This is a genomic window from Congzhengia minquanensis (genome assembly GCF_014384785.1).
Classification (GTDB): Bacteria; Bacillota; Clostridia; order UBA1381; family UBA9506; genus Congzhengia; species Congzhengia minquanensis.
In genome coordinates this window covers 155,013-177,830 of sequence record NZ_JACRSU010000005.1, presented here as the reverse complement: position 1 = coordinate 177,830, position 22,818 = coordinate 155,013, and the positions used below count along the sequence as shown (strand labels likewise).

The window sequence follows — 22,818 nt, the reverse complement described above, 5'->3', positions numbered from 1 at the left end:
GAAAGGGGGACGCAAATGGACAACAGCGCATTTTTTAAAATCGGATATGGCCTGTATGTGCTCACAGCGGCAGAAAACGGCAAGGACAACGGCTGCATTGTGAACACCGTCATTCAGGCGACGAACACGCCGAACCGGCTGGCGCTTGCTGTAAACAAGCAAAACTACACCTGTGAAATGATTTCACATACAAAGCAATTCAACATTTCAGTGCTCTGTGAGGGAACAGACTTTAACATGTTCAAACGGTTTGGGTTTCAAAGTGGGAAAGACACGAATAAATTTGAGGGCTTCAACGACGTGAAACGAAGTGAAAACGGCGTTTATTATGTCACGAAGACCACCAATGCATATTTCAGCGGAAACGTTACCAACGAGATTGACATGGGAACACATCTGCTTTTCACTGCAGATGTTTTAGAGGCTGAAGTGCTTTCAGAAAGGGAAACGGTAACCTATACCTATTACCAAGACCACATCAAGCCAAAACCGGAAGAGAAAAAGGCGGCAAAGGGCTGGCGGTGTAAAATCTGCGGCTATGTCTATGAGGGCGAGGAACTGCCCGAAGACTTTGTTTGCCCCATTTGCAAGCACCCTGCATCAGATTTTGAAAGAATTTAACCCATCTGCGCCCATGCAACTGCGTTACTTTGCATGGGCGCTATCGTGATAACAGTCAGGAGGATTCATACAGTGACAAACAGACAAATAACCGATTCTATTTTTTATGCAGGAGTAAACGACAAAACTCTTGATTTGTTTGAAAGCCAATATGTCGTGCCAAACGGCGTGACATATAATTCATACGTGATATTAGACGACAAGTGCGCCATTATGGACACGGCGGATAAGCGTGCGTCAACGGAATGGAAACAAAACATAACAGAAATACTCGGTGACAGGAAGCCGGATTACTTAGTGGTTCTGCACTTAGAGCCGGACCATTCTGCAAACATTCAAAACATATGCGAGCATTACCCGGACATGAAGCTCATACTCAGCGCAAAGGCCAAGGCCATGCTGCCGCAGTTTTTTGATGAGGATTTAACAGACCGTTGCATTGCTGTAAGCGAGGGAGACGAGCTCTCCTTAGGCCGCCACACCTTAAAATTTATTATGGCTCCAATGGTGCACTGGCCTGAGGTCATGGTTGCCTATGAAGCAAGCGAGAAGATACTTTTCTCAGCCGACGCATTCGGCAAATTCGGCACGCTGGACACCCAGGAAGACTGGACGTGCGAAGCCCGGCGGTATTATTTTAATATTGTGGGGAAATATGGCGCTCAGGTTCAAACATTGCTAAAAAAGGCAAAAACACTGGAAATTGAAACAATTTGTCCCCTTCACGGCCCTGTTTTAACGGAGGACTTAGAATATTACATCGGAAAATATGACCTGTGGAGCCGTTACGAACCGGAGGACGACGGCGTTTTCATTGCCTGCGCGTCGATTCACGGAAACACCATGAACGCCTGCAGAAAGCTTTCCGAAATTTTAACGGAAAAAGGCGCAAAAAAGGTTGTGGTAACAGATTTAGCCCGGGACGACATGGCCGAGGCCGTTGAAGATGCATTCCGCTACGACAAAATTGTGTTTGCGGCAGCAAGCTACGACGCCGGCGTGTTTCCCTGCATGGAGGAGTTTCTTCACCACTTGAAGGCAAAAAACTTTCAAAACAGAAAAGCCGCCATTGTGGAAAACGGCTCATGGGCGCCGTCGGCAGGCAAAGTAATGCGCACCATGCTGGAGGGCATGAAAAACATTTCAATTTGCGATAACGCGGTGACAATGAAAACTACCATGAAAGAAAACACCGTAAACGAAATGGAACAACTGGCAGAGGAGCTGCTGGCAAAATAATCTATATTTATTTGGCGGAAACAAATTTGTTTCCGCCTTTTTTGTTAAATTTATGAAAATCGGGTTGACTTTAGCGATTAACTGTGCTATCATATTAGTGTGCTAAAGCGATAAAGGAGGCGGAAAAATGGAAAAGTTTCAGACAAAACTGACGGATAATTTGTTTCACGCAGTGTTAAGCCTTAAATCTGTGGAGGAATGTTATAAATTTTTTGAAGATGTCTGTACGATTAAAGAAATTCAGGAAATTGCCCAGCGGCTGGAGGTCGCGCGGCTTTTAAAAGAGGGAAGGGCCTATAACGACGTGGCGAAGGAAACAGGAGCCAGCACGGCTACCATCAGCCGCGTGAACAAGTGCATTTCCTACGGCAGCGGCGGATATACAATTGTATTGGAGAGATTAAGCAATGAAGCAGACAGCAAATAGTGCAAAAAGCGGCCCGGCAGCCTTGCAGGGGCTAAAAGAGCTTTACCGCGAATTTGGCTATACCCAGTTTAAAATGAGCAAGTTTGAAGAGTATGACACCTATGTGCAGATTAAAGACTTTTTAATCAGCGACAAAGTCATCACGTTTACCGATACCAACGGAAAACTGCTGGCAATGAAGCCGGACGTTACGGTGTCTATCATAAAAAATTCAGACGACGCACAAACCTTTGTGCAAAAGGTTTATTATAACGAAAACGTGTACCGCGTATCCGGCGGCGCCCACGCGTTTAAAGAAATTATGCAGGCGGGACTGGAGTGCATTGGCAGTATTGATACCTATAATATTTGCGAGGTCATTATGCTTGCGGTGAAAAGCCTGGAATTTATCAGCCCGAACTTTGTGCTGGACATTTCCCACATGGGGTTTGTATCGGGCTTTTTGTCTGCGGCGGGCTTTACCGCGGAAGAAACAGCGGCAGCTTTAAACGCGGTGAGCGAAAAGAACGTGCCGGAGCTTGTCAATGTCTGCGAGAAAAAGGGCCTCTCAAAAAAACTGACAGAAAAAATTACCGGACTTGTTTCAGTTTATGGGCCGGTGAAAGACGTGATAAAAAAACTGGACCAGCTTTGCATCAATGACGAAATGAAAGCGGCAGCGGATATACTTTCTGCCATTTGCGACGCACTGACGGAATGTGGGCTGGACGATAACGTGCAGCTGGATTTTTCCGTGGTGAACGACATGAACTACTATAACGGCATTGTGTTCCGCGGATATATAGAAGGAATTCCGGCAGGGGTTTTAAGCGGCGGACAATATGACAAGCTGATGCACAAAATGGGAAAATATGCCGATGCCATTGGATTTGCCGTGTATTTAGACCAATTAGAACGCCTGGTGGGAGGCGAAGACGGGTTCGATGCAGACGTTCTGTTAACGTATGACGATACCTGCACCCCTGCGTCGGTGCTGAAAAAAGCCCGGGAAATTACGAAAGCAGGCGAAACCGTTTTGGTGCAGAAAAACGCACCTGACAAAATCCGGTGCAGGAAGAAAATCGTATTAAAAAAAGGGGGCACTCAGGTTGAAAACGGTTAACATCGCCCTGCCCAAAGGCAGACTGGGGGAAAAGGTTTTAAACATGTTAGACCAGGCAGGCTTTTCGTGCCCCGAAACAAAGGAAAACGACCGGCGCCTGATTTTTGAAAGCGAACAGGCCGGCATTCGATATTTTTGGGTGAAGCCCTCCGACGTGGCTATTTATGTTGAGCGCGGTGCGGCGGATATCGGCATAGCGGGAAAAGACATTTTGCTGGAATATAAACCCGATGTGTATGAACTTCTGGATTTGAACATCGGCGTGTGCCGCATGGCTGTGGCGGCGAAAAAGGGTTTTCGCGACCACACAGACAGAACCCTTCGCGTGGCAACAAAATTTCCCAACATTGCAAGGGAATTTTATGAGAAAAAGGGACGCGACATTGACATTATCAAACTCAACGGCTCCATTGAACTGGCGCCGATTTTAGACCTTTCCGATGTAATTGTGGACATTGTTGAAACGGGAACGACGTTAAAAGAAAACGATTTAGAACCCACAGAAACGGTGGTGCCGGTTTCCGCAAGGCTGGTTTGCAACAAGGCGAGCTTTAAGTTTAAAAACAGTCAGATAAAAAAGGTTATGAACGCGTTAAAGGTTCAGTGTGAGGAAACGAGGTAAAAAACAATGATACAGATTTTAAATTATGATAAAATTCGCTGTGACAAAATTACCCGCGACGAAATTTTTGCGCAGGCAGAAGAACAGACGAACGTGGCAGATGTGGTTTCGGAAATTATCAAAACCGTAAGGGAAGAGGGCGACAGCGCACTTTTTGCCTACTGCGAAAAGTTCGACAAAGCCGTTTTAGACAGCCTTGAGGTGCCGCAAAGCGAGATAGATGCAGCCTTTGCGCAAATGGACGAAACCTTTATCAAGGTGCTTTCCGAAGCGAAGGAAAACATCACACAGTTCCACTCCCGCCAGGTGCGCAGCAGCTTTATTATCAACGAAACAGACGGCGTGGTAACGGGCCAGAAGATTATTCCAATCGAAAAGGTCGGGCTTTATGTGCCCGGCGGCACGGCGGCCTATCCCTCGTCGGTGCTGATGAACGCAATTCCGGCAAAAATCGCCGGAGTAAAAGAAATTGTTATGGTCACGCCGCCCACCGGCGGAAGCGTGAATCCCGCCATTTTAGCGGCGGCAAAAATCGCCGGGGTAGACCGCGTTTTTAAAATCGGCGGCGCCCAGGCCGTGGCGGCGCTTGCCTACGGAACGGAGTCTGTTCCGAAGGTGGACAAAATTGTCGGCCCGGGCAACGCCTATGTTGCCGAGGCAAAACGCCAGGTGTTCGGCAGGGTGGCAATTGATATGATTGCCGGTCCCAGCGAAATTTTAGTTGTCGCGGATGAAAAAAGCAATCCAAAATATGTGGCGGCAGACCTTTTATCCCAGGCAGAGCACGACAAAAACGCCAGCGCCGTGCTGATTTGCACGAGTCAAGAATTGGCTGTTGCTGTGCAGCAGGAAATTGAAATGCAGCTGTCTTCGCTCCCAAGGGAAGAAATCGCCCGGGCGTCTATTGAAAGCAATGGGAAAATTATTGTGACAAGCTCCATTGCAGATGCAATTTCCGTAGCCAACGAAATTGCTCCGGAGCACCTGGAGCTGTGCATGGATAATCCCTTTGATTATTTAGATAAAATTAAAAATGCAGGCTCTATTTTTATGGGCCGGTTCTGCCCCGAAGCGCTGGGGGACTATTTTGCAGGCCCCAACCACACCCTGCCCACCAGCGGCACGGCACGGTTTTCAAGCCCGCTTTCGGTGGACGATTTTGTGAAAAAATCTCAATATACCTATTATACGGATGAAGCGTTTTCAAAAATTGCCGACAAGGTGGCATATTTTGCAGAAAAAGAGGGGCTTTCGGCTCATGCAAGAAGCGCAACCGTGAGAAAAAGCAAGCGTTAAGGGGGCGTTTTGATGAGCAGATTTTTAAATGCGTGCTATCAGGGGCTTGAAGCCTATGTTCCCGGCGAACAGCCTACCGACATGGCGTATATTAAATTAAACACCAACGAGTCGCCTTTTCCCCCGTCAGATGCGGTAATTGCGGCGGTAACGAAAGAGGAAACGGAAAAACTGCGGCTTTATCCCGACCCGGAGTGCGGCGCGCTGCGTGATGCGCTGGCCGAAAGCTTTCACACAAGCAGGGAAAACATATTTGTTTCCAACGGGTCGGACGATATTTTAAACTTTGCGTTCATGGCCTTTGCAGGTTTGGGTGGAAAAGCGGTTTTTCCCAGCATTACATACGGTTTTTACAAAGTTTTTTCCCAGCTCCACGGCATAGACTATGAAACGATTTCGTTAAATAAAGATTTTACCATCAGTCCGGAGGACTATTATCATAAAAACGCCCTTGTGGTAATTGCAAACCCCAATGCGCCGACGGGGCTGATGTTATCCACAGAGCAGGTAGAAGCGATTGTAAAAAATAATCCGGATAACGTGGTTTTAATTGACGAGGCATACATTGATTTCGGCGGAACGTCCTGCGCGCCGCTGGTGAGCAAGTATGACAATTTGCTGGTGGTTCAGACCTTTTCAAAATCCCGCAGCTTAGCCGGCGCACGGCTGGGCTTTGCCGTGGGGAACAAGGATTTAATTGCGGATTTAGAAAAAATAAAATATTCCACCAATCCCTACAGCATTAACCGTCTGTCGCTCTTGGCAGGTGCCGCGGCGGTAAATTCCCCGGCATATTACAAAGAAAAATGCGGCGAAATTGTAAAAGTAAGGGAATTTGCCAAAGCAGAATTAAAAAAACAAGGCTTTTTCGTAACCGATTCCGCGGCAAACTTTTTGTTTGTGAAAAAAAGGGGCGTAAGCGGAGAATATATTTACAGAAAACTGCGGGAAAAGGGCATTTTGGTGCGCCATTTTAATACGCCGGAAATCGCGGATTTTAACCGGATTACCGTGGGAACAAAAGAGCAGATGAATGCGCTGATTGAAGCTTTAAAAACAATAGAAAAAGAAAGTCAGGTGGAACAATGAGAACAGCAAAAATCGAACGGGCAACCGCGGAAACGGACATTTCGCTTTCGCTGAATTTAGACGGAACGGGAAAATGTGAAATTCAGTCCGGCTGCGGATTTTTAGACCACTGTTTAACGCTGTTTGCAAAACACAGCGGATTTGATGTAACGCTTGCCTGCAAGGGAGACACTTATGTTGACTTTCACCACACGGTGGAAGACGTGGGCATCTGCCTGGGAGAGGCGTTTTCTGCGGCCATTGGCGACATGCGCGGCATTTGCCGTTACGGCCACATGCTGCTGCCCATGGACGAGGCGCTGATTTTGTGCGCAGCGGACGTATCCGGCCGGGGCGTTCTGTGCTTTGACTTAGATATTCCCGCAAGCAAGGTGGGAGACTTCGACACAGAGCTGACAGAGGAATTTTTCCTGGGCTTTATCCGAAAATCCAACATTACGCTGCACGTAAAGCAGCTTAGCGGAAAAAATTCTCACCACATCATTGAAGGCAGCTTTAAAGCCTTTGCCCGTGCCCTTCGCATGGCCGTGGCAATAGACGAAAAAAACAAAGATGAAATTCCGTCTACCAAAGGGGTTTTGATTTAGATGATTGCAATTATTGATTACGGCGTTGGGAATTTGTTTTCGCTGAAAAGCTCGTTGGATTCGCAAAAGATTGATTCGGTTGTGACAGGCGACAAAGCAGTTATTAAGCAATGCGAAAAAATTATTCTGCCCGGCGTGGGCGCGTTTGCCGATGCGGCGGAGAGCTTAAAGCAATGTGGGCTCGACAAGGTTTTAATAGAAGAAGCACAAAAAGGAAAACCCATTTTGGGAATTTGTTTGGGCATGCAGCTTTTGTTTGACAAAAGCTATGAATATGGCGAGCATGAAGGCTTAGGGCTGATTTCGGGAACTGTGCGCCCCATTGCCGACGTAATTCCAAAGGGGCTTAAAATTCCCCACATTGGCTGGAACGCCCTGCATTTTCCGAAACACAAAGCAAAAAGCCCACTTTTTCGTTATGTGAACGAGGGCGAGTTTGTTTATTTTGTCCACTCGTATTACTGCGCCGACTGCGAACAAAGCGTAATTGCCGCGGCGGAATACGGCGCGCCTTTAACTGCGGCGGCGGCGGACAAAAACGTGTTTGGCTGCCAGTTCCACCCAGAAAAAAGCGGGGATGTGGGCATGAAAATTTTAAGGGCGTTTCACGAGCTTGGCGCACCGGGAAAGGAGAGGCACAAATGATTATTCTTCCGGCGATTGATTTATTTGAAGGCGCCGCTGTGCGGCTTCTGCGCGGGGACTACAACAATATGACGGTTTATGAAAAACAGCCGGAAACGGTTGCCCAAAGGTTTGAGGCCGAGGGGGCGACCCATATTCACATTGTGGATTTAGAGGGCGCAAAAACAGGCGGCACACCGAACTTAGAAACTGTGAAGCGGATTGTAAATTCCACGTCGCTGTCGGCGGAAATCGGCGGCGGAATTCGGAATTTTTCTGTCATTGAGCAATATTTAAACGCGGGGGTAGACCGGGTGATTTTAGGCACTGCGGCGGTAACGGAGGAAGGCTTTGTGGAAACCGCCGTTCAGAACTTCGGCGATAAAATTGTTGTTGGCGCAGACATAAAAGACGGGTTTGTGGCAATTCGCGGCTGGACGGAAAACTCCAAATTCACCTGCGGGAGCTTCTGTGAAAAAATGCAGAACACCGGAGTAAAAACTTTAATCTGCACCGATGTTTCCAAAGACGGGGCCATGCAGGGCACAAATTTGGCGCTTTACAAAGCGTTAACGGAAAAATATCAAATGAACATTATTGCCTCCGGCGGCGTTTCCAGCTTAGAAGATATTAAGAATTTAACGAAGACCGGCGTTTACGGCGCCATTATCGGTAAGGCCTATTACACCGGAGCAGTTTCGATTCGAGATGCTGTAAACCTTGCGGAAGGCGGTGCAGTATGATTACAAAACGCATTATTCCCTGCCTGGACGTAAAAGACGGCAGGGTGGTGAAGGGCGTAAATTTTCAGGGCCTGTCCGATGTGTCTTCTCCTGTGGAGCTGGGAAAATACTATAGTGACAGCGGGGCCGACGAGCTGGTGTTTTATGACATCACCGCGTCGGTTGAGGGCAGGGCCCTGTTTACCGACATTTTAAAGCAGGTTGCCTCCACCATTTTCATTCCTCTCACCGTGGGGGGCGGGATCAATACCCTCGCGGATTTCGACCGCGTGCTAAAATGCGGGGCCGACAAGGTCAGCGTTAACTCGGGTGCAATTAAAAACCCGTCGCTCATTGAGGAGGCGGCCAAGCGGTACGGCGACCAGTGCGTGGTTTTAAGCGTGGACATAAAGCGTGTAGACAGCGTGTTTCGCGTGTTTCAAAACGGCGGGCGGGAAAATACCGGTTTAGACGCCCTTGACTGGATTCGGCATGGCGTGGACATGGGCGCAGGGGAAATCGTGGTCAATTCCATTGACACCGACGGCGTGAAAAAGGGATTTGACATCCCCATGCTAAAAGCCGTGTTAGACATTGTAAACGTTCCGGTAATCGCTTCCGGCGGTGCCGGCGGAATTGACGATTTTGTGCAGCTTTTTCAAAAGCTTCCCGCAATCGACGCAGGGCTTGCGGCTTCTATTTTCCACTTCGGGGAGGTTACAATTCCAAAGCTGAAGGAAACCCTGCGGGATAACGGAATTGCCGTAAGGCTGTAAAATAAAAGGAGGATTTTGTGTTGATTCAGATTGACGAATTAAAGTTTGACGAAAAGGGGTTAATTCCGGCCGTCGTGGTGGACGCGGAAACAAACAAGGTTTTAACCCTGGCATATATGAACAAGGAGAGCTTAAAAATTTCAATGGAAAAGGGGCTCGCCTGTTTTTGGAGCCGTTCGCGGAAAGAATTGTGGCTGAAAGGGGAAACCTCAGGAAATTACCAGCACATTGTCTCCATCACGGCGGACTGCGACCGCGACGCGCTGACCGTTTTGGTGAAGAAAGACGGCCCGGCTTGCCATTTGGGAACAGACTCCTGTTTTAACGATTTGGTGTATGCGGGTGAAACGCCGCCGGCATTCTCGCTGGAAGGATTAATGCAGCTGATTGCAGGCCGCAAAACAGACAAAAAAGAAGGTTCCTACACCACCTATCTGTTTGAAAAGGGGATTGATAAAATTCTGAAAAAGGTGGGAGAGGAGTGCACAGAGGTTATCATTGCCGGCAAGGGAAATGACAAAAAAGAAACAGTTTATGAAATTGCAGATCTTTGTTACCACGTTATGGTCTTAATGATTGAAATGGGAATCAGCTTAGAAGACATTCACACTGAGCTGGCCTCCCGCCATGTGATTGACAAAAAGGTGAAGCAGGAGAAAATGACGAAATGATGGTAACGTCTAATTTTCACACACACACAACATACTGCGACGGAAAAAGCACGGCGGAGGAAACGGTTCTGGCCGCAATTGAGAAAGGCATGACGGCGCTGGGCTTTTCCGGCCACGCCTATACGCCCTTTGACGCAAGCTATTGCATGAGCTTGGAGGACACGGCAAAGTATCGGGCGGAAATCAACCGCTTAAAACAAAAATATGCCGGGCAGATTGACATTTACTGCGGTTTGGAAATGGACTATTTTTCGGAAGCCGATACGAACGGGTTCGACTTTTTAATTGGTTCGGTGCACTATGTGAAGAAAAACGGAGCATTTCTTTCTGTGGACGGTTGTGCATTTCAAGAAAACGTGCACTGCGGTTATCACGGCGACTATTACGCTTTTGCAGAGGATTATTTCGCCCTGGTTTCCCGTGTGGCGGAAAAAACAAAAGCGGACATTATTGGCCACTTTGATTTAATCACCAAATTTAACGAGGGGGAAAAACTGTTTTCGGAAAGCAATCCCCGTTACGAAAAGGCGTGGGATGCGGCGCTTCGCGCGCTGATTCCATCTGGCAAACCCTTTGAAATCAACACTGGGGCCATGCAGCGGGGATACCGCAGCTCGCCCTACCCAGCAGTGCCGATTTTGAAAAAAATTCAGGAATATGGCGGAAAAATTATAATTTCAAGCGACTGCCACCAGGCAGACGCGGTGGACTTTGCATTTGACACGGCCATAGAGTTTGCGAAAAAAAGCGGATTTCAATCGGCCTATACGTTGGCGGGTGCACCCAAAGCGCCCCTTTCCCTTTCTGAATTTTCGTTGGCACGGTTATAAAAAACAAACAGCCCGGCAAGCAAAACCGCTTGCCGGACTGTTTTTTATTGAACAATTTCCACTACAACGTGTTTGTTTTCACGGTTTGCAGCGGCTTTCATCACAGTTCTGATGGACTTTGCAATTCGTCCCTGTTTGCCGATGACTTTTCCCATGTCAGAGTCAGCGACCTTAAGTTCCAGAACAACTGACTGTTCGCCGTCGATCTGGTTAACGGAAACGCCGTCGGGCTCATCCACCAATGCTTTCGCAATCACTGCCAATAATTCTTTCATTTTTTTCTCCTTTTAGTGTTTCCCGCAGAACCTACAATTATTTTGTAATTCCGCTTTTTTTCAAAAGAACTTTCACAGTATCTGTCGGCTGTGCGCCGTTGCCAAGCCATTTTTGTGCTTTTTCCGCATCAATTTTAATGTCGGCAGGCTCTGTTAAAGGATTGTATGTGCCGATTTCTTCGATAAATCTGCCGTCTCTGGGATACCGGGAGTCAGCAACAACCACTCTGTAAAAAGGAGCTTTTTTCGCACCCATTCTTCTCAGTCTGATTTTAACTGCCATGTTTGTTTCACCTCCTGCAATTTGTTGTGTATGTTAAAAAATAACAAGCATAATCAATTGGGGAACTCCCCTTGATAATCCCCTGTTTTACTTTAATTATTTTTTATTTGCGCTTTTTCTTCTTTTTCAATTTGCGCATTCCCAAACCGCCGCCGGAAAACTGTTTCATCATCTGCTGCATCTGTTCAAACTGCTTCAGCAAAAGGTTCACGTCTGAAACGTTGTTCCCGCTGCCCGCGGCAATGCGGCGCTTGCGGCTGGCATTGATGATAGACGGGTTTTCCCGCTCGCGCATGGTCATGGATTTAATAATGGCTTCCACCCTGTCCAGCTTTCGCTCATCAATATCGGCATTGTCAATGGCCTTGGCGTTCACGCCGGGAATCATCTTCATAATCTGGGTCAGCGGCCCCATTTTTTTCATCTGCTGCATCTGGGCCAAAAAATCGTCTAAATTAAAGCTGTTATGGCGGATTTTGTCCTCCAGTTTGGCCGCGTCTTTTTCGTCAAAGGCGGCCTGTGCCTTTTCAATTAAAGACAGCACATCGCCGCTGCCTAAAATTCTGGAGGCCATTCTGTCTGGGTGGAATTCCTCAATGTCGGAAAGCTTTTCGCCAACACCGGCAAACTTAATGGGCTTGCCCGTAACCGCCTTAACCGACAGCGCCGCACCGCCTCTTGTGTCGCCGTCAAGCTTTGTCATTACCACGCCGCTGATTTCTAAGCGCGCGTTAAAGCTTTCGGCAATGTTCACGGCGTCCTGCCCTGTCATGGCATCAATTACAAGCAAAATCTCATCGGGGTTCACCGCGGCCTTAATGTCTTCCAGCTCCTGCATCAAATCGTCGTCAATGTGCAGGCGGCCGGCGGTATCAATAATTACAAAATCGTTGCCATGGTGTTTTGCGTGCTCCAATGCCGCAGTAGCAATAGAAACGGCAGAAACCTGTGTGCCCATTTGAAACACAGGAATGTCAATCTGCTTACCCACAACCTCCAGCTGTTTTACAGCCGCAGGACGGTAAATATCGCAGGCAACCAAAAGCGGGCGTTTATTGTGTTTTTTTCGCATAAATCCGGCAAGCTTAGCGCAGAAGGTGGTTTTACCGGCACCCTGAAGCCCCGCCATTAAAACAATGGTAGGCGGTTTCTTTGCAAACTCAATCCGGGCGCTGTCGCTGCCCATCAGCTTTGCAAGCTCGTCATTCACAATTTTTATAATCTGCTGTCCTGGGGTGAGGCTCTCTAACACGTCGGCCCCCACAGCGCGCTCAGACACATTGCCAATAAAGTCTTTCACGACTTTATAGTTTACGTCTGCCTCAAGGAGTGCCAGCTTAATTTCGCGCATCGATTCCTTAATATCTTTTTCCGTTACAACGCCCTTGCCTTTTAGCTTTTTAAGCGCCGCACCCAGCTTTTCCGACAGGTTTTCAAATGCCAAAATCAACCGCTCCTTTCATGGTCATAGCTTATCGGTAATGGAGGAAAGCTTTTCCCCAATCTGGTTTACCGCTTTTAACAATTTATCGGAATGAATGTATATTTGAATGTAGGTCTGCAAATCATGAAACATTTCCTGAATAACAACAATGTCGCCTTTTACATCTTTAAACCGTTTTGCCAGCCCCAAAGAGTCCTCAAAATCGTGAAGCTGTTTTTCGCCCCGCTTGATGGAATCGCGCACGCCCTGGCGGCTGATTCCCAGCGGCTCTGCAATTTCGGCCAAAGACAAATCCTCGTTATAATAGAGGTCTATAGCCCGTGCCTGCTTTTCCGTCAGCAAATCGCCGTAAAAGTCAAGCAAAACAGCAATAGACAAATCTTTTTCCATAAAACTTCACCTCAAAACGGTTTGGTGTAAAGCTCTAAACCTAAACACCTGTTCTATTTTACATCAATTTCATCTGTTTGTCAATAGGCTAACACAAAAAACTTATGCTGTTTCAAAAATGCCGTCTAACACGTGGGACAGGCGCAGCAAAATTCTTGTAATTTTTTCTTCCTTACTGCTGTCTGTTAAATAATTTGTATAATTGTTTTCCGACAGCCAATTGATGGTTGCCATCACCGCCGAGGCATAAAGCGTGCCGGAATAGTCGGCGAATTCATGGGGCAGTTCGGGATGAAGGGCTTTTAAAAACTCCACACAGCTTTTTTTCAGCAATACGCCAAAATCTTTGTATAGGCTGATGCTGTCTGTTTTGACTTTAAGCAGCGCCTCAAAGGTGTCTTTTTCGTCTAAAATGTAGTCATACATCTTTTTCGTAATGCGGACCAACTCATCGTGATTGTCCATTTGAAACGGTTCTTCCAAAATGTTCCGCGCCCCGTTTAAACACGATTTGCAAAGCTGTTTGGCCAAATCATATTTGTCATCGTAATACCGGTAAAAGGTAGAACGGTTAATCAGGGCGCGATCTAAAATATCTTGCACCGTAATGTCGTGAAAATCTTTCTCATTTAAAAGGGAAACCATTGCGGATTTAATATTCCGTTTTGTTTTAACCACCCTCAGGTCAATCTTTTCATTCATATTGTTCCGTCCCTTTCTATTATTTTCTTTCTGTATATCATACTATATTCCGGAAAAATATGCAACTATTTGTATCAAACGCAACGATTTAATCGTTAATATTGTGTTAATAGCTATATAAAATCAAACAAATTGTTTCATAACATACAATACGATAAAAACTGTTGATTGAAAAATTGTCCCGTCCACTTTAAACTAAAACTAAAGGGGGCGGACGCATGGAAACGGCAATTAAAATTTCTGACATGGTCAGAGAATATACCATGGGCGAAACGAAAATTACGGCGGTGGACCATATCAGCTTTGAAATCCCAAAGGGAGCCTATACCATTATTTTGGGAACGTCAGGGGCGGGAAAGTCCACGGTGTTAAACATTTTAGGCGGAATGGATTCCCCCACCAGCGGAAGCGTTTCGGTTTTGGGCAGCGAAATTTCGGGCTATGGAAAAAAAGAACTAACGCAATATCGCCGGAACATGATTGGGTTTGTGTTTCAGTTTTATAATTTAATGCCCAACCTGTCTGTTTTAGAAAATGTTGAGCTGGCAAGCCAAATTTGCAAAAACCCGCTGGACGCAAAAGAGGTGCTTTCCATGGTGGGGCTATCCCAGCGGCTTTCTAATTTTCCCTCCCAGCTATCCGGCGGGGAACAGCAGCGGGTGGCAATTGCCCGCGCCCTGGCGAAAAATCCCCAGGTGCTCCTCTGTGACGAGCCCACAGGCGCGCTGGATTATAAAACAGGAAAATCTGTTTTGGCCCTGCTTTATAACATTTGCAAAACCAGCGGAAAAACTGTTATTGTCGTTACGCACAACGGCGCGTTAGCGCCTACGGCAGACGTTTTAATCCATATGAAAAGCGGCCAGATTGAGGCTTTTGAGAAAAACGACAACCCAATCCCTGTTCAGGAGCTGGAGTGGTAATATGTTTTGGAAAAATTTCAGGCGGGAGCTCATCTTTACAACCTCGCGGCTTGTGTCCGTTGTTGTGATTGCGGCTGTTGCAGTTTTAATGTTTGTTGCGCTGTCCGGCAACACCTATAATGCGGAGCGGATTGCACAGCAATATTTTAAGAAACAAAACGTCGCGGACCTTTGGGTGACGGGGGTGGGGTTTGACCGCGCCGATTTCAGAAACGTTTCGAAAATTGATGGTATAAAAGACGTTCAGCCGCGCACCACCATTGACGCGGAAAGCCGCGATTTTGCAAACATTACCCTTGCACTTTACGCGGTGCCGGACGAGATGAATATGAATATTCCCTACATAGTGGAAGGCGAAACCTTAAGCAGAAGCCGGGACATTATGATAAGCGATGAGTTTGCCCGGGCGAACGGGCTTTCCGTGGGCGATTTTTATGAGGTGAAGCTAACTGCCACCGGCGATGTTTTAAAGCTTTATGTGTGCGCTCTGGTGAAAAGTCCGGAGTGCATGCACCATGTCAGCGGCACCAATCTGACGCCGGATTTGGCGTCTTACGGGTTTGGTTACATCAGCGAAGACGCGCTTGCACATTTAACAGGCAAAAACAACTATAACCAGATTTGCGTAACTGTAACTGACGGTGCAGATTTAGAAAATATAAAGGCTGAATTAAGCGATTGTTTAGGCACAAAGCTGGTAAACATTCTGGCATTGGAGGACAACATCAACGCCTATGAGCTTTTGGAGCTGACAAACAGCATTAAAACCATTGTGATGGTGTTCCCCTTAATATTTTTTGCGGTAGCGGCGCTGATTATGTTTTCCACCATGAGCCGCCTGATTGAAAATGCACGGCAAACCATTGGAACCTTTAAGGCCCTGGGATACGGTGACGTTCAAATTATGTGTTACTACCTTTTTTATGCGGTATTGGTGGTAATTTTAGGATATATCATTGGGGTGCTGCCCGCCCGGGCACTGTCCGGGGTGGTGCTTTCCGCCCTGTTTGGCAGTGTAGATATGCCGCCGCACGAAATTTTATATTCCCCCAGCGCGCTGGTTATCTCTTTTGTAATTACCTTTTTGGTCTGCATCGGCACCGCCTATTTTGCGGCAAAAGGTGCGCTTTCGGAAACGCCGGCGGAATGTATGCGGCCAAAACCGCCGAAAAAAACAAGAAAAACCTTGCTGGAACAAATTCCCCCGGTGTGGAACAGACTGGGGTTTAACACAAAATACATCTTCCGCAACATCATGCGGAATAAATCGAAAATGGCAATCTGCATTGTGGGTATCACCGGCTGTATGACCCTTGTGCTTACAGCTTTGGGGATTAACGACTCTGTCAGCAGCTTTATCGACCGGACGGAAACCAAACTTCAGAAATATGACCTGATGGTGACGTTAAACGGTACAGTGACAGAGGCGCAGTATAAGCATTTGGGGTATTTGCCCCAGGTGGAGGACTCCCAGTATGAAATGACAATGGGGACAAAAATTTACTCGCGGAACAACTTAGAAACGGTTTATTTCAGAGTGACGGACGACCAGCTCCATTTAAAACTGCTGGACTTAAACGGGCCGGAAACCTACGACATGCCAGTAGACGGCGTTATTTTAGGCGACGACACCGCCAAAGACCTTGCTGTTATGCCCGGCGACGAGGTTCAAATTAAATTTACCGGGGACAACCGCTATTATCCCATGCGCGTCGGCAAAATTATTCGGGGCGCCGACGGGGCCTATGTTTCAAAGACCTATTGGAATACCTTGGGAAAACCCTATACCCCCAACACCGCATATCTGAAAACGAATGATTTGGAAGCGGTTCGCAACAGGGTTGAGGATTTTGATTTTGTGGCGGGCACGGAGGACAAGGCGGCAGTGATGACATCTTTGCGCAACCAGGTGAAAGCAATCACCTCCATTGTGTATCTGTTGATTCTGTTCGGCGGCATTTTGGCCTTTGTGGTGCTTTATAATTTAGGAATTATGAGCTTTTTTGAGCAAATCCGCTCTTTGGCGACCTTGCAGGTGCTGGGCTTTTACGACAAGGAAACCAAACGGCTACTGTTAACAGAAAACATTATTTTCACTGCGGTAGGCGTAATTTTAGGCGTTCCCTTGGGAAAAGCCCTTGTGGGTGCCATTTTGGGCTCCATTGAAATGGTAAAGCTGGACGTGGCAATTGCCGTTTTGTCCTATTTTGCCGCGGGCGCCTTAACGCTTGTTTTTGCGGTGTTGGTCAACAGGGTTTTGGGCAGCAAAATCAAAACCATCGACATGCTGGGGGCATTAAAAAGCGTAGAGTAATGGGAAAGGAAGATTGTTTATGAAACAGAAAAAATATATGGCGGCGATTGCGGTTGGGCTGGCTTTCCTGCTGGCGGCAACGGGCTGCGGCAAGGAGAAAGACACAGAAACGGTGAAGCTTACAAAGGGAACGCTCCAAACAACTGTAAGGGAAACGGGCACAGTTGTATTTGACGACAGCTACACCATAACGCCCCTGTCAGCTGGGAAAATCCTTTCGGCTGACTTTGAGGAGGGCGACACTGTCACAAAAGGCCAGGTGTTATATACGGTGGATTCGGTGGATCTGTCCAACTCGATCGAACAGGCGAAGGTCAATCTCGACAAGGCAAACGAGGCCCTAAAGCAAAGCCGGCGGGCGGCAGCGGATTTAACCGTTAAAGCAAAGGCTTCGGGCTTGGTTACCGCGGTATATGTCCATGTTGGGGACTATGTTACGCCGGGAACAAAAATTGCCGACATTGTGGAAAACAACACGTTGAAGGTTACGCTTCCGTTTTCTGTGCCGGAGGGAGCCATTTCCGAGGGGGAAAGTGCCATGCTTACGCTGCAGAGCGACGGGTCTGTTGTTTACGGCACGGTGGAAAAGGTGTATGAATCCGGCCAGGGGTTTTCCGGCACCACAAGGGGTGTGAATGTTGAAATTACGCTAAATAACCCCGGCGCGCTGAAAAAGGGCGACTCGGTGGTTGCCGCCGTCGGCGGTTATGCGTCTTTGTCCGCCGCAACGCTTTTCAGCCTAACGGAACAGTCGGTTTATTCCACCCAACAGGGCGAGGTGAAAACCCTGTCTCTTAGGGAGGGCGCCCGCATAAGCGCCGGCACAGCGGTTATGACCATTAAAAACGACGCTGTGACAAACGCTGTGAACAACGCACAGCTCAGTGTGAAAGAAATTCAAACCAACATTCGGCAGCTGCAGGAAAAGCTTTCCGACTATACGCTTACCTCGCCGATTGACGGCATTGTTATTGAAAAAAAGATGAAGGAGGGCGACATTGCCCAGCCCGGTCTGGCTCTGGTAACGCTGGCCGACAACGGCAGGCTCTATGTGGACGCCGAAATTGACGAACTGTTTATTCATGAAATAAAAGAGGGGCAAAGCACCAGCGTCACGGTTTCGGACAATGGGCAAATGCAGTACACAGGCCGCGTAAAACGGATTGACGACGCCGGCACGGAGGAAAACGGCGTGACGTATTACACTGTTCGGATAGAACTGGACGATTTTACAGGACTGATTTCCGGCATGAGCATGGACGTGTGCATCAACACCGGCGAAAAGGATACACAATACCTCCCAATCGGTGCGGTGGCCGGGGGCAAGGTTCGTGTGAAGGATGGGAACAAATTTGTTGAGAAAGAGGTTCAGACAGGGATAAAAACCGATTTATACATTGAGGTTATAAGCGGGATTGATGAAGATATGGAAGTTTTGGCTGGAGGCGGTAGCAAATGAACAGGAAAAGAATAGCCGCATGTCTTCTGTCTGTGGCTGTTTTGGCGGGAACGGTTTCCTTTGTTTCGGCACAGGAAAGCACCGCGGCGGATACAAAAGCGCTGCTGGGTGCATTGGGCATTATGCAGGGGGACGACACCGGCAATTTTAACGACGGCGGGGCGCTGACGCGGGAGCAGTTTGCCAAAATCGTTGTGAGAATAGCGGATAAAGATTTTATTCCCGCAGGCGGCATTGCGCCCTTTTTTGACGTGCCGCACACCCGCTGGTCGGCGCCGTTTATCGACAGGGGCGTAACATTGGGTTATTTTAACGGTTTTCCGGATGGCTCTTTTCAGCCGGAAACAGAGGTGCTGCCGGAGCAGGTGTGCAATGTGGTGCTGAAAATGCTGGGGCGCGACGAAAGCAACGCCGGGGGAAACTGGGCGCAGTCTAAGGTGGCTGCGGCAGGCCGGCTGGGCCTGCTTGAGGGCGTAACCTATGTGATCGGGCAGCCCATTTCCAGAATTGACACGGCAAAAATCATTCAAAATGCCTTATTTACTCAAATGAAGGACTCAAAAGTTTATCTGATTGAAAAAATGGAGTGTTCCTATTTAGAGGACGTGGTGTTAATCAGCGACAAAAATACACAGTCGGGCTATGTTACAACCACTGCCGGCGTGTTTAAAAAGGCAGGGGCGGTTGGCCAGGAGGATTTGCGCCTGCGGGGAGATCTTGTTGTGGGAAAGGCAAACGAGGTAATTGCATTTTTCCCTGCAAATCAGACCTGCCGGCATGATGCACTGAAAGAAATTTATCCGGACAAAATGGTGCTTGTAAACAGCGAGCAAATTACGCAGGAGTTTTATGTAAATGCAGATACCTGCATCTATTTAGGCGGCAGTGCGCTGACCTTTGGCAAAGGCTTTTCCTCTGTGCCGAAGGGCGCTGACGTATGGCTTTACTACGATGAATATGGCACGTTAGAATATATTTTTGCAGAGGAGAGCACAGCGGCAAGCCAGAAAACGTTTGTCATTAAATCTGTATTGGACGACGGCATTACAGCTTTTGGACACAGCGGGGACGAATATGTGAAAATTGACAACGACACGGTTGTGTATGAGGGAACGCTTGCCTCGGCTTATGCACAGGCGGCAGGAACGCTCTCATTGGGCGACAAACTCACTTTTCATGAAAATGAAAGCGGAGTTTTAAAATATATCACCTTGGAACGAAACGCCATATCAGGGCCGGGATATGTGGAAGCCTTTACCGTAAATTCCGAAACGAGGGTTATCCGGGACGGACTGAGCGCGAAAAAAGGTGACGTTCTGTCAACGGACATTTGTTATTATGTAGACGGCGCAGATGTGTTATTAGCATATTCTAAAAGCATTACCGGCGTATATGAAAACGCATATCCCACAAAGGACAGCATTGCACAGGTGGAGGTTTCCGGCAAAATCTACGACGTTACGGAGCGGAGCGCTAAATCCAAGCTGTCGTCAGACGGGAACATCCCCTTTGGCGACACCGTTACCCTGCGGTTCGGCAAAGACGGAGGCGTGGCGGATGCAGTTTCGCTGAATGAAAGTGATACCTTATCGGGCGTGCTTCTCTCCTGCGCGCCGTCTGTTCGGGTTGACGCGGCGGGAAACACTGTGTCGGAATACCGGGCAAAAATTTTTACACTAGCCGGCGAAACGCAGGAGTTTGCTGTGGATAAGGACGAAACGTTGCTGAACGGATCTCCTGTCACCATATCATTTTCAAACGGAAAGGCGGCCTTGTCTGCTGCAAACAAAAAAAACGAGGTTTCGGGCACGTTTCATTGGCAGGCAAAAAAACTGGGCAACTATGTGTTGTCAAACGACCTTAAAATGATTGACGCCGCAATGAAAACGGACTATTCCAAAGCGAAAGCAAAAAAAATTTATCCCCAAAGAATTGACGGGGCGCACTTCAGCGAAAATGACATTCTGCTTGCAGAAGTGACAGACGGCGCTGTGACCGGCCTTATTTTAAATGATTATACAGGCGACCTGCTGCAATATGGAGTTGTTTTAAAGGCGCAGGGTTTGTCTTTCGGCACCAATGCCGCCGGAAGCTACAAGGTGAACATCGGCGGGGCGGAAACCGAGCTTGGCAGCAGCCAGAAAAAATTTAACGTATCCACGGGGCAAAGCATCAGCATAGATACCGACGAAAAAAACGGCGTGGTGTCGTTGAAGGCGCTGAATCGTCTCGAAGAAGCGGTGAAGTCCATTAACAATTCGTTTGTATATACAGCCTCCGGTGCGCACCGCCTGGCGGACAATGCGGTGATTTACCGGGAGATTGCAAACTCAGAATTGTCTACAGGCGTTAGGTTTGAAGTTATTTCAAAAGAGAATGTCGATTTTACGAAAAATGTAACTGCTTATTACGACAAAAAAGAAGCCGACGGCGGGCGCATTCGCGTTGTTGTCGTGCGTAAATAAATTCAATTTTGCTTTTTGCCCAAAAAGGAGAAAAAACACATCTGTTTTTTCGTCTATTTCACAGCCGAAGAAAATTGACAAATTTTTCGCACTGTGGTATAATTTATAAGGTATGACAACTGTAAAAAATGTTATTGAAAGGAGCAAATTTGTCATGAAATATTCCGCTGAAGTAGAGAGCATGTGCCCTTTGGCAAAAGGCGCATATCATGGCCCGGCACCCATTCCCCAGGAGGGAAAATGGACCCAGGCAAAAGAAATTAAAGACATTTCCGGCCTGACACACGGAATTGGCTGGTGTGCACCCCAGCAGGGAACCTGTAAGCTGACGCTTAACGTAAAAGAGGGAATCATTCAGGAGGCCCTGGTTGAAACCGTTGGCTGTTCGGGTATGACCCACTCCGCAGCAATGGCTTCGGAAATTTTAATTGGGAAAACCATTTTAGAGGCACTCAATACCGACTTGGTATGTGATGCAATTAATACAGCAATGAGAGAACTGTTCCTCCAAATCGTGTACGGCCGCACACAGACCGCGTTTTCTGAAGACGGGCTTCCCATCGGCGCAGGCCTTGAAGACCTGGGCAAGGGTCTTCGTTCCCAGGTTGGCACCACCTATGCCACACTGGAAAAGGGCCCCAGATATTTAGAGCTTGCCGAAGGGTATATTACCAAAATTGCTGTGGACGAAAACGATGAAATAATCGGCTATAAATTTGTTCACTTAGGCAAAATGATGGAAATGATTGCCAAGGGCATGGACGCCAATGAAGCTTTGGAAAAAGCAAGCGGACAGTATGGCAGGGTTGACGATGCGGCAAAGCTCATTGACCCGCGTCACGAATAATAAAGGAGGGAATCGTAAATGGCTTTATTTGAAAGTTATGAAAGAAGAATTGACCAGATTAATGCAGAATTAAATAAACACGGAATTCAGTCTTTGGAAGAAGCAAAACAGATTTGCGACGACAAGGGAATTGACGTTTATAATCTCGTGAAAAGCATTCAGCCCATCTGCTTTGAAAATGCCTGCTGGGCTTACATAACCGGTGCGGCTATTGCCATTAAAGAAGGCTGCACAAAGGCTGCCGACGCGGCTGAAAAAATTGGGCTTGGGCTTCAGTCTTTCTGTATCCCCGGCTCTGTTGCAGACGACAGAAAGGTTGGCATTGGCCATGGTAACCTGGGCGCAATGCTCCTTCGTGACGAAACAAAATGCTTTGCATTTTTGGCTGGACACGAGTCTTTTGCAGCGGCTGAGGGCGCAATTGGTTTGGCAAGAAGTGCCAACAAGGCAAGAAAAGAAGATTTAAAGGTTATTTTAAACGGCTTGGGCAAAGACGCGGCGCAGATTATTTCCAGAATTAACGGCTTTACCTATGTGCAGACAAAGTTTGATTATTATACAGGCACTGTAACCGTTGTGAAAGAAACCGCATACTCTAAAGGCGAGCGGGCCAAGGTTCGCTGCTACGGCGCAGACGACGTGCGCGAAGGCGTTGCCATCATGCATTTAGAGGGCGTGGACGTTTCCATCACCGGCAACTCCACGAACCCCACACGCTTCCAGCATCCTGTTGCAGGCACCTATAAAAAAGAATGCATCGAACAGGGCAAAAAATATTTCTCTGTGGCCTCCGGCGGCGGTACGGGAAGAACGCTGCATCCGGATAACATGGCAGCCGGCCCCGCTTCTTACGGCATGACAGACACCATGGGCAGAATGCATTCTGACGCACAGTTTGCAGGCTCGTCCTCCGTTCCGGCTCACGTTGAAATGATGGGCTTGATCGGCGCAGGTAACAACCCGATGGTTGGTATGACCGTTGCAGTTGCGGTTGCGATTGAAGAAGCGATGAAATAAATTTTATTAATAGCAAAACAGCCGCTGATATATGTGATGTTTTTAAGGACAGTTAAAAAAAGGATAGAAACGATTTGATTTCGTTTCTATCCT

24 protein-coding genes are annotated in these 22,818 nt (G+C 47.7%); 19 read left to right on the top strand and 5 right to left on the bottom strand.

Features of this window, described 5'->3' with window-relative positions; translation table 11 throughout:
• Nucleotides 1-15: 15 nt before the first annotated feature.
• From H8698_RS12370 to H8698_RS12310, 13 genes are all read left to right on the top strand, one after another.
• On the top strand, nt 16-621 hold the full coding sequence (locus tag H8698_RS12370) for a flavin reductase (RefSeq protein WP_177679536.1): 606 nt from the start codon (nt 16-18) through the stop codon (nt 619-621).
• A gap of 72 nt (nt 622-693) precedes the next feature.
• The gene (locus H8698_RS12365) at nt 694-1,860 is read left to right on the top strand and encodes an FprA family A-type flavoprotein (RefSeq protein ID WP_249313767.1); all 1,167 of its coding nucleotides are present in this window, start codon (nt 694-696) and stop codon (nt 1,858-1,860) included.
• 127 nt (nt 1,861-1,987) lie between these two features.
• Nucleotides 1,988-2,287 (top strand): YerC/YecD family TrpR-related protein, encoded by a 300-nt coding sequence (locus H8698_RS12360; RefSeq protein ID WP_177679540.1) that lies wholly within the window; start codon nt 1,988-1,990, stop codon nt 2,285-2,287.
• Nucleotides 2,268-3,389 (top strand): ATP phosphoribosyltransferase regulatory subunit, encoded by a 1,122-nt coding sequence (locus tag H8698_RS12355; RefSeq protein ID WP_249313766.1) that lies wholly within the window; start codon nt 2,268-2,270, stop codon nt 3,387-3,389. The genes H8698_RS12360 and H8698_RS12355 overlap by 20 nt, the downstream gene beginning before the upstream one ends.
• The gene (gene hisG / locus H8698_RS12350; RefSeq protein ID WP_177679544.1) at nt 3,376-4,011 is read left to right on the top strand and encodes an ATP phosphoribosyltransferase; all 636 of its coding nucleotides are present in this window, start codon (nt 3,376-3,378) and stop codon (nt 4,009-4,011) included. The genes H8698_RS12355 and hisG overlap by 14 nt, the downstream gene beginning before the upstream one ends.
• Before the next feature lie 6 nt (nt 4,012-4,017).
• A complete protein-coding gene (gene hisD / locus H8698_RS12345; protein ID WP_249313765.1) occupies nt 4,018-5,307 on the top strand; it encodes a histidinol dehydrogenase in 1,290 nt (429 codons plus the stop codon).
• Between the two features lie 12 nt (nt 5,308-5,319).
• The gene (hisC, locus tag H8698_RS12340) at nt 5,320-6,396 is read left to right on the top strand and encodes a histidinol-phosphate transaminase (protein ID WP_249313764.1); all 1,077 of its coding nucleotides are present in this window, start codon (nt 5,320-5,322) and stop codon (nt 6,394-6,396) included.
• Nucleotides 6,393-6,983, top strand: a complete 591-nt coding sequence (gene hisB, locus H8698_RS12335) for an imidazoleglycerol-phosphate dehydratase HisB (protein WP_177679807.1) — start codon at nt 6,393-6,395, stop codon at nt 6,981-6,983. Before hisC ends, hisB begins: the two co-directional genes overlap by 4 nt.
• Entirely contained in the window at nt 6,984-7,628 is a 645-nt protein-coding gene (gene hisH, locus H8698_RS12330) for an imidazole glycerol phosphate synthase subunit HisH (protein ID WP_249313763.1), read from the top strand.
• The gene (gene hisA / locus H8698_RS12325; RefSeq protein WP_249313762.1) at nt 7,625-8,350 is read left to right on the top strand and encodes a 1-(5-phosphoribosyl)-5-[(5-phosphoribosylamino)methylideneamino]imidazole-4-carboxamide isomerase; all 726 of its coding nucleotides are present in this window, start codon (nt 7,625-7,627) and stop codon (nt 8,348-8,350) included. Before hisH ends, hisA begins: the two co-directional genes overlap by 4 nt.
• The gene (gene hisF / locus H8698_RS12320; protein WP_249313761.1) at nt 8,347-9,105 is read left to right on the top strand and encodes an imidazole glycerol phosphate synthase subunit HisF; all 759 of its coding nucleotides are present in this window, start codon (nt 8,347-8,349) and stop codon (nt 9,103-9,105) included. The genes hisA and hisF overlap by 4 nt, the downstream gene beginning before the upstream one ends.
• Before the next feature lie 23 nt (nt 9,106-9,128).
• A complete protein-coding gene (gene hisIE, locus H8698_RS12315; RefSeq protein ID WP_249313781.1) occupies nt 9,129-9,776 on the top strand; it encodes a bifunctional phosphoribosyl-AMP cyclohydrolase/phosphoribosyl-ATP diphosphatase HisIE in 648 nt (215 codons plus the stop codon).
• Nucleotides 9,773-10,606, top strand: a complete 834-nt coding sequence (locus H8698_RS12310; protein ID WP_249313760.1) for a histidinol-phosphatase — start codon at nt 9,773-9,775, stop codon at nt 10,604-10,606. Before hisIE ends, H8698_RS12310 begins: the two co-directional genes overlap by 4 nt.
• A gap of 44 nt (nt 10,607-10,650) precedes the next feature.
• Here H8698_RS12310 and H8698_RS12305 read toward each other — a convergent pair whose 3' ends face one another.
• From H8698_RS12305 to H8698_RS12285, 5 genes are all read right to left on the bottom strand, one after another.
• Nucleotides 10,651-10,881: a KH domain-containing protein gene (locus H8698_RS12305; RefSeq protein ID WP_177679654.1), complete on the bottom strand. Its 231-nt coding sequence runs from the start codon at nt 10,879-10,881 to the stop codon at nt 10,651-10,653.
• Nucleotides 10,882-10,918: 37 nt separating this feature from the next.
• Entirely contained in the window at nt 10,919-11,164 is a 246-nt protein-coding gene (gene rpsP, locus H8698_RS12300; RefSeq protein ID WP_177679656.1) for a 30S ribosomal protein S16, read from the bottom strand.
• Between the two features lie 103 nt (nt 11,165-11,267).
• Nucleotides 11,268-12,608 (bottom strand): signal recognition particle protein, encoded by a 1,341-nt coding sequence (ffh, locus tag H8698_RS12295; protein WP_249313759.1) that lies wholly within the window; start codon nt 12,606-12,608, stop codon nt 11,268-11,270.
• Nucleotides 12,609-12,629: 21 nt separating this feature from the next.
• Nucleotides 12,630-12,998: a YlxM family DNA-binding protein gene (gene ylxM, locus H8698_RS13445; protein ID WP_346726848.1), complete on the bottom strand. Its 369-nt coding sequence runs from the start codon at nt 12,996-12,998 to the stop codon at nt 12,630-12,632.
• Nucleotides 12,999-13,100: 102 nt separating this feature from the next.
• Nucleotides 13,101-13,700 carry a TetR/AcrR family transcriptional regulator gene (locus H8698_RS12285; RefSeq protein WP_249313758.1) on the bottom strand — a complete coding sequence of 200 codons (600 nt, stop codon included), beginning with the start codon at nt 13,698-13,700 and terminating at the stop codon, nt 13,101-13,103.
• A 218-nt stretch (nt 13,701-13,918) separates the two neighbouring features.
• On the opposite strand from H8698_RS12285, the gene H8698_RS12280 reads away from it, so the two are divergent.
• The 6 genes from H8698_RS12280 (at nt 13,919) to H8698_RS12255 (ending at nt 22,725) form a co-directional block, all read left to right on the top strand.
• Entirely contained in the window at nt 13,919-14,623 is a 705-nt protein-coding gene (locus H8698_RS12280; RefSeq protein ID WP_177679664.1) for an ABC transporter ATP-binding protein, read from the top strand.
• A 1-nt stretch (nt 14,624) separates the two neighbouring features.
• A complete protein-coding gene (locus H8698_RS12275; RefSeq protein WP_249313757.1) occupies nt 14,625-16,937 on the top strand; it encodes an ABC transporter permease in 2,313 nt (770 codons plus the stop codon).
• Between the two features lie 19 nt (nt 16,938-16,956).
• Entirely contained in the window at nt 16,957-18,396 is a 1,440-nt protein-coding gene (locus H8698_RS12270; RefSeq protein ID WP_249313756.1) for an efflux RND transporter periplasmic adaptor subunit, read from the top strand.
• Nucleotides 18,393-20,861 (top strand): S-layer homology domain-containing protein, encoded by a 2,469-nt coding sequence (locus tag H8698_RS12265; protein WP_249313755.1) that lies wholly within the window; start codon nt 18,393-18,395, stop codon nt 20,859-20,861. Before H8698_RS12270 ends, H8698_RS12265 begins: the two co-directional genes overlap by 4 nt.
• Nucleotides 20,862-21,015: 154 nt before the next feature.
• Entirely contained in the window at nt 21,016-21,708 is a 693-nt protein-coding gene (locus H8698_RS12260) for an iron-sulfur cluster assembly scaffold protein (protein ID WP_249313754.1), read from the top strand.
• Nucleotides 21,709-21,726: 18 nt separating this feature from the next.
• Nucleotides 21,727-22,725, top strand: a complete 999-nt coding sequence (locus H8698_RS12255; protein WP_249313753.1) for a GGGtGRT protein — start codon at nt 21,727-21,729, stop codon at nt 22,723-22,725.
• Nucleotides 22,726-22,818 lie beyond the last annotated feature (93 nt).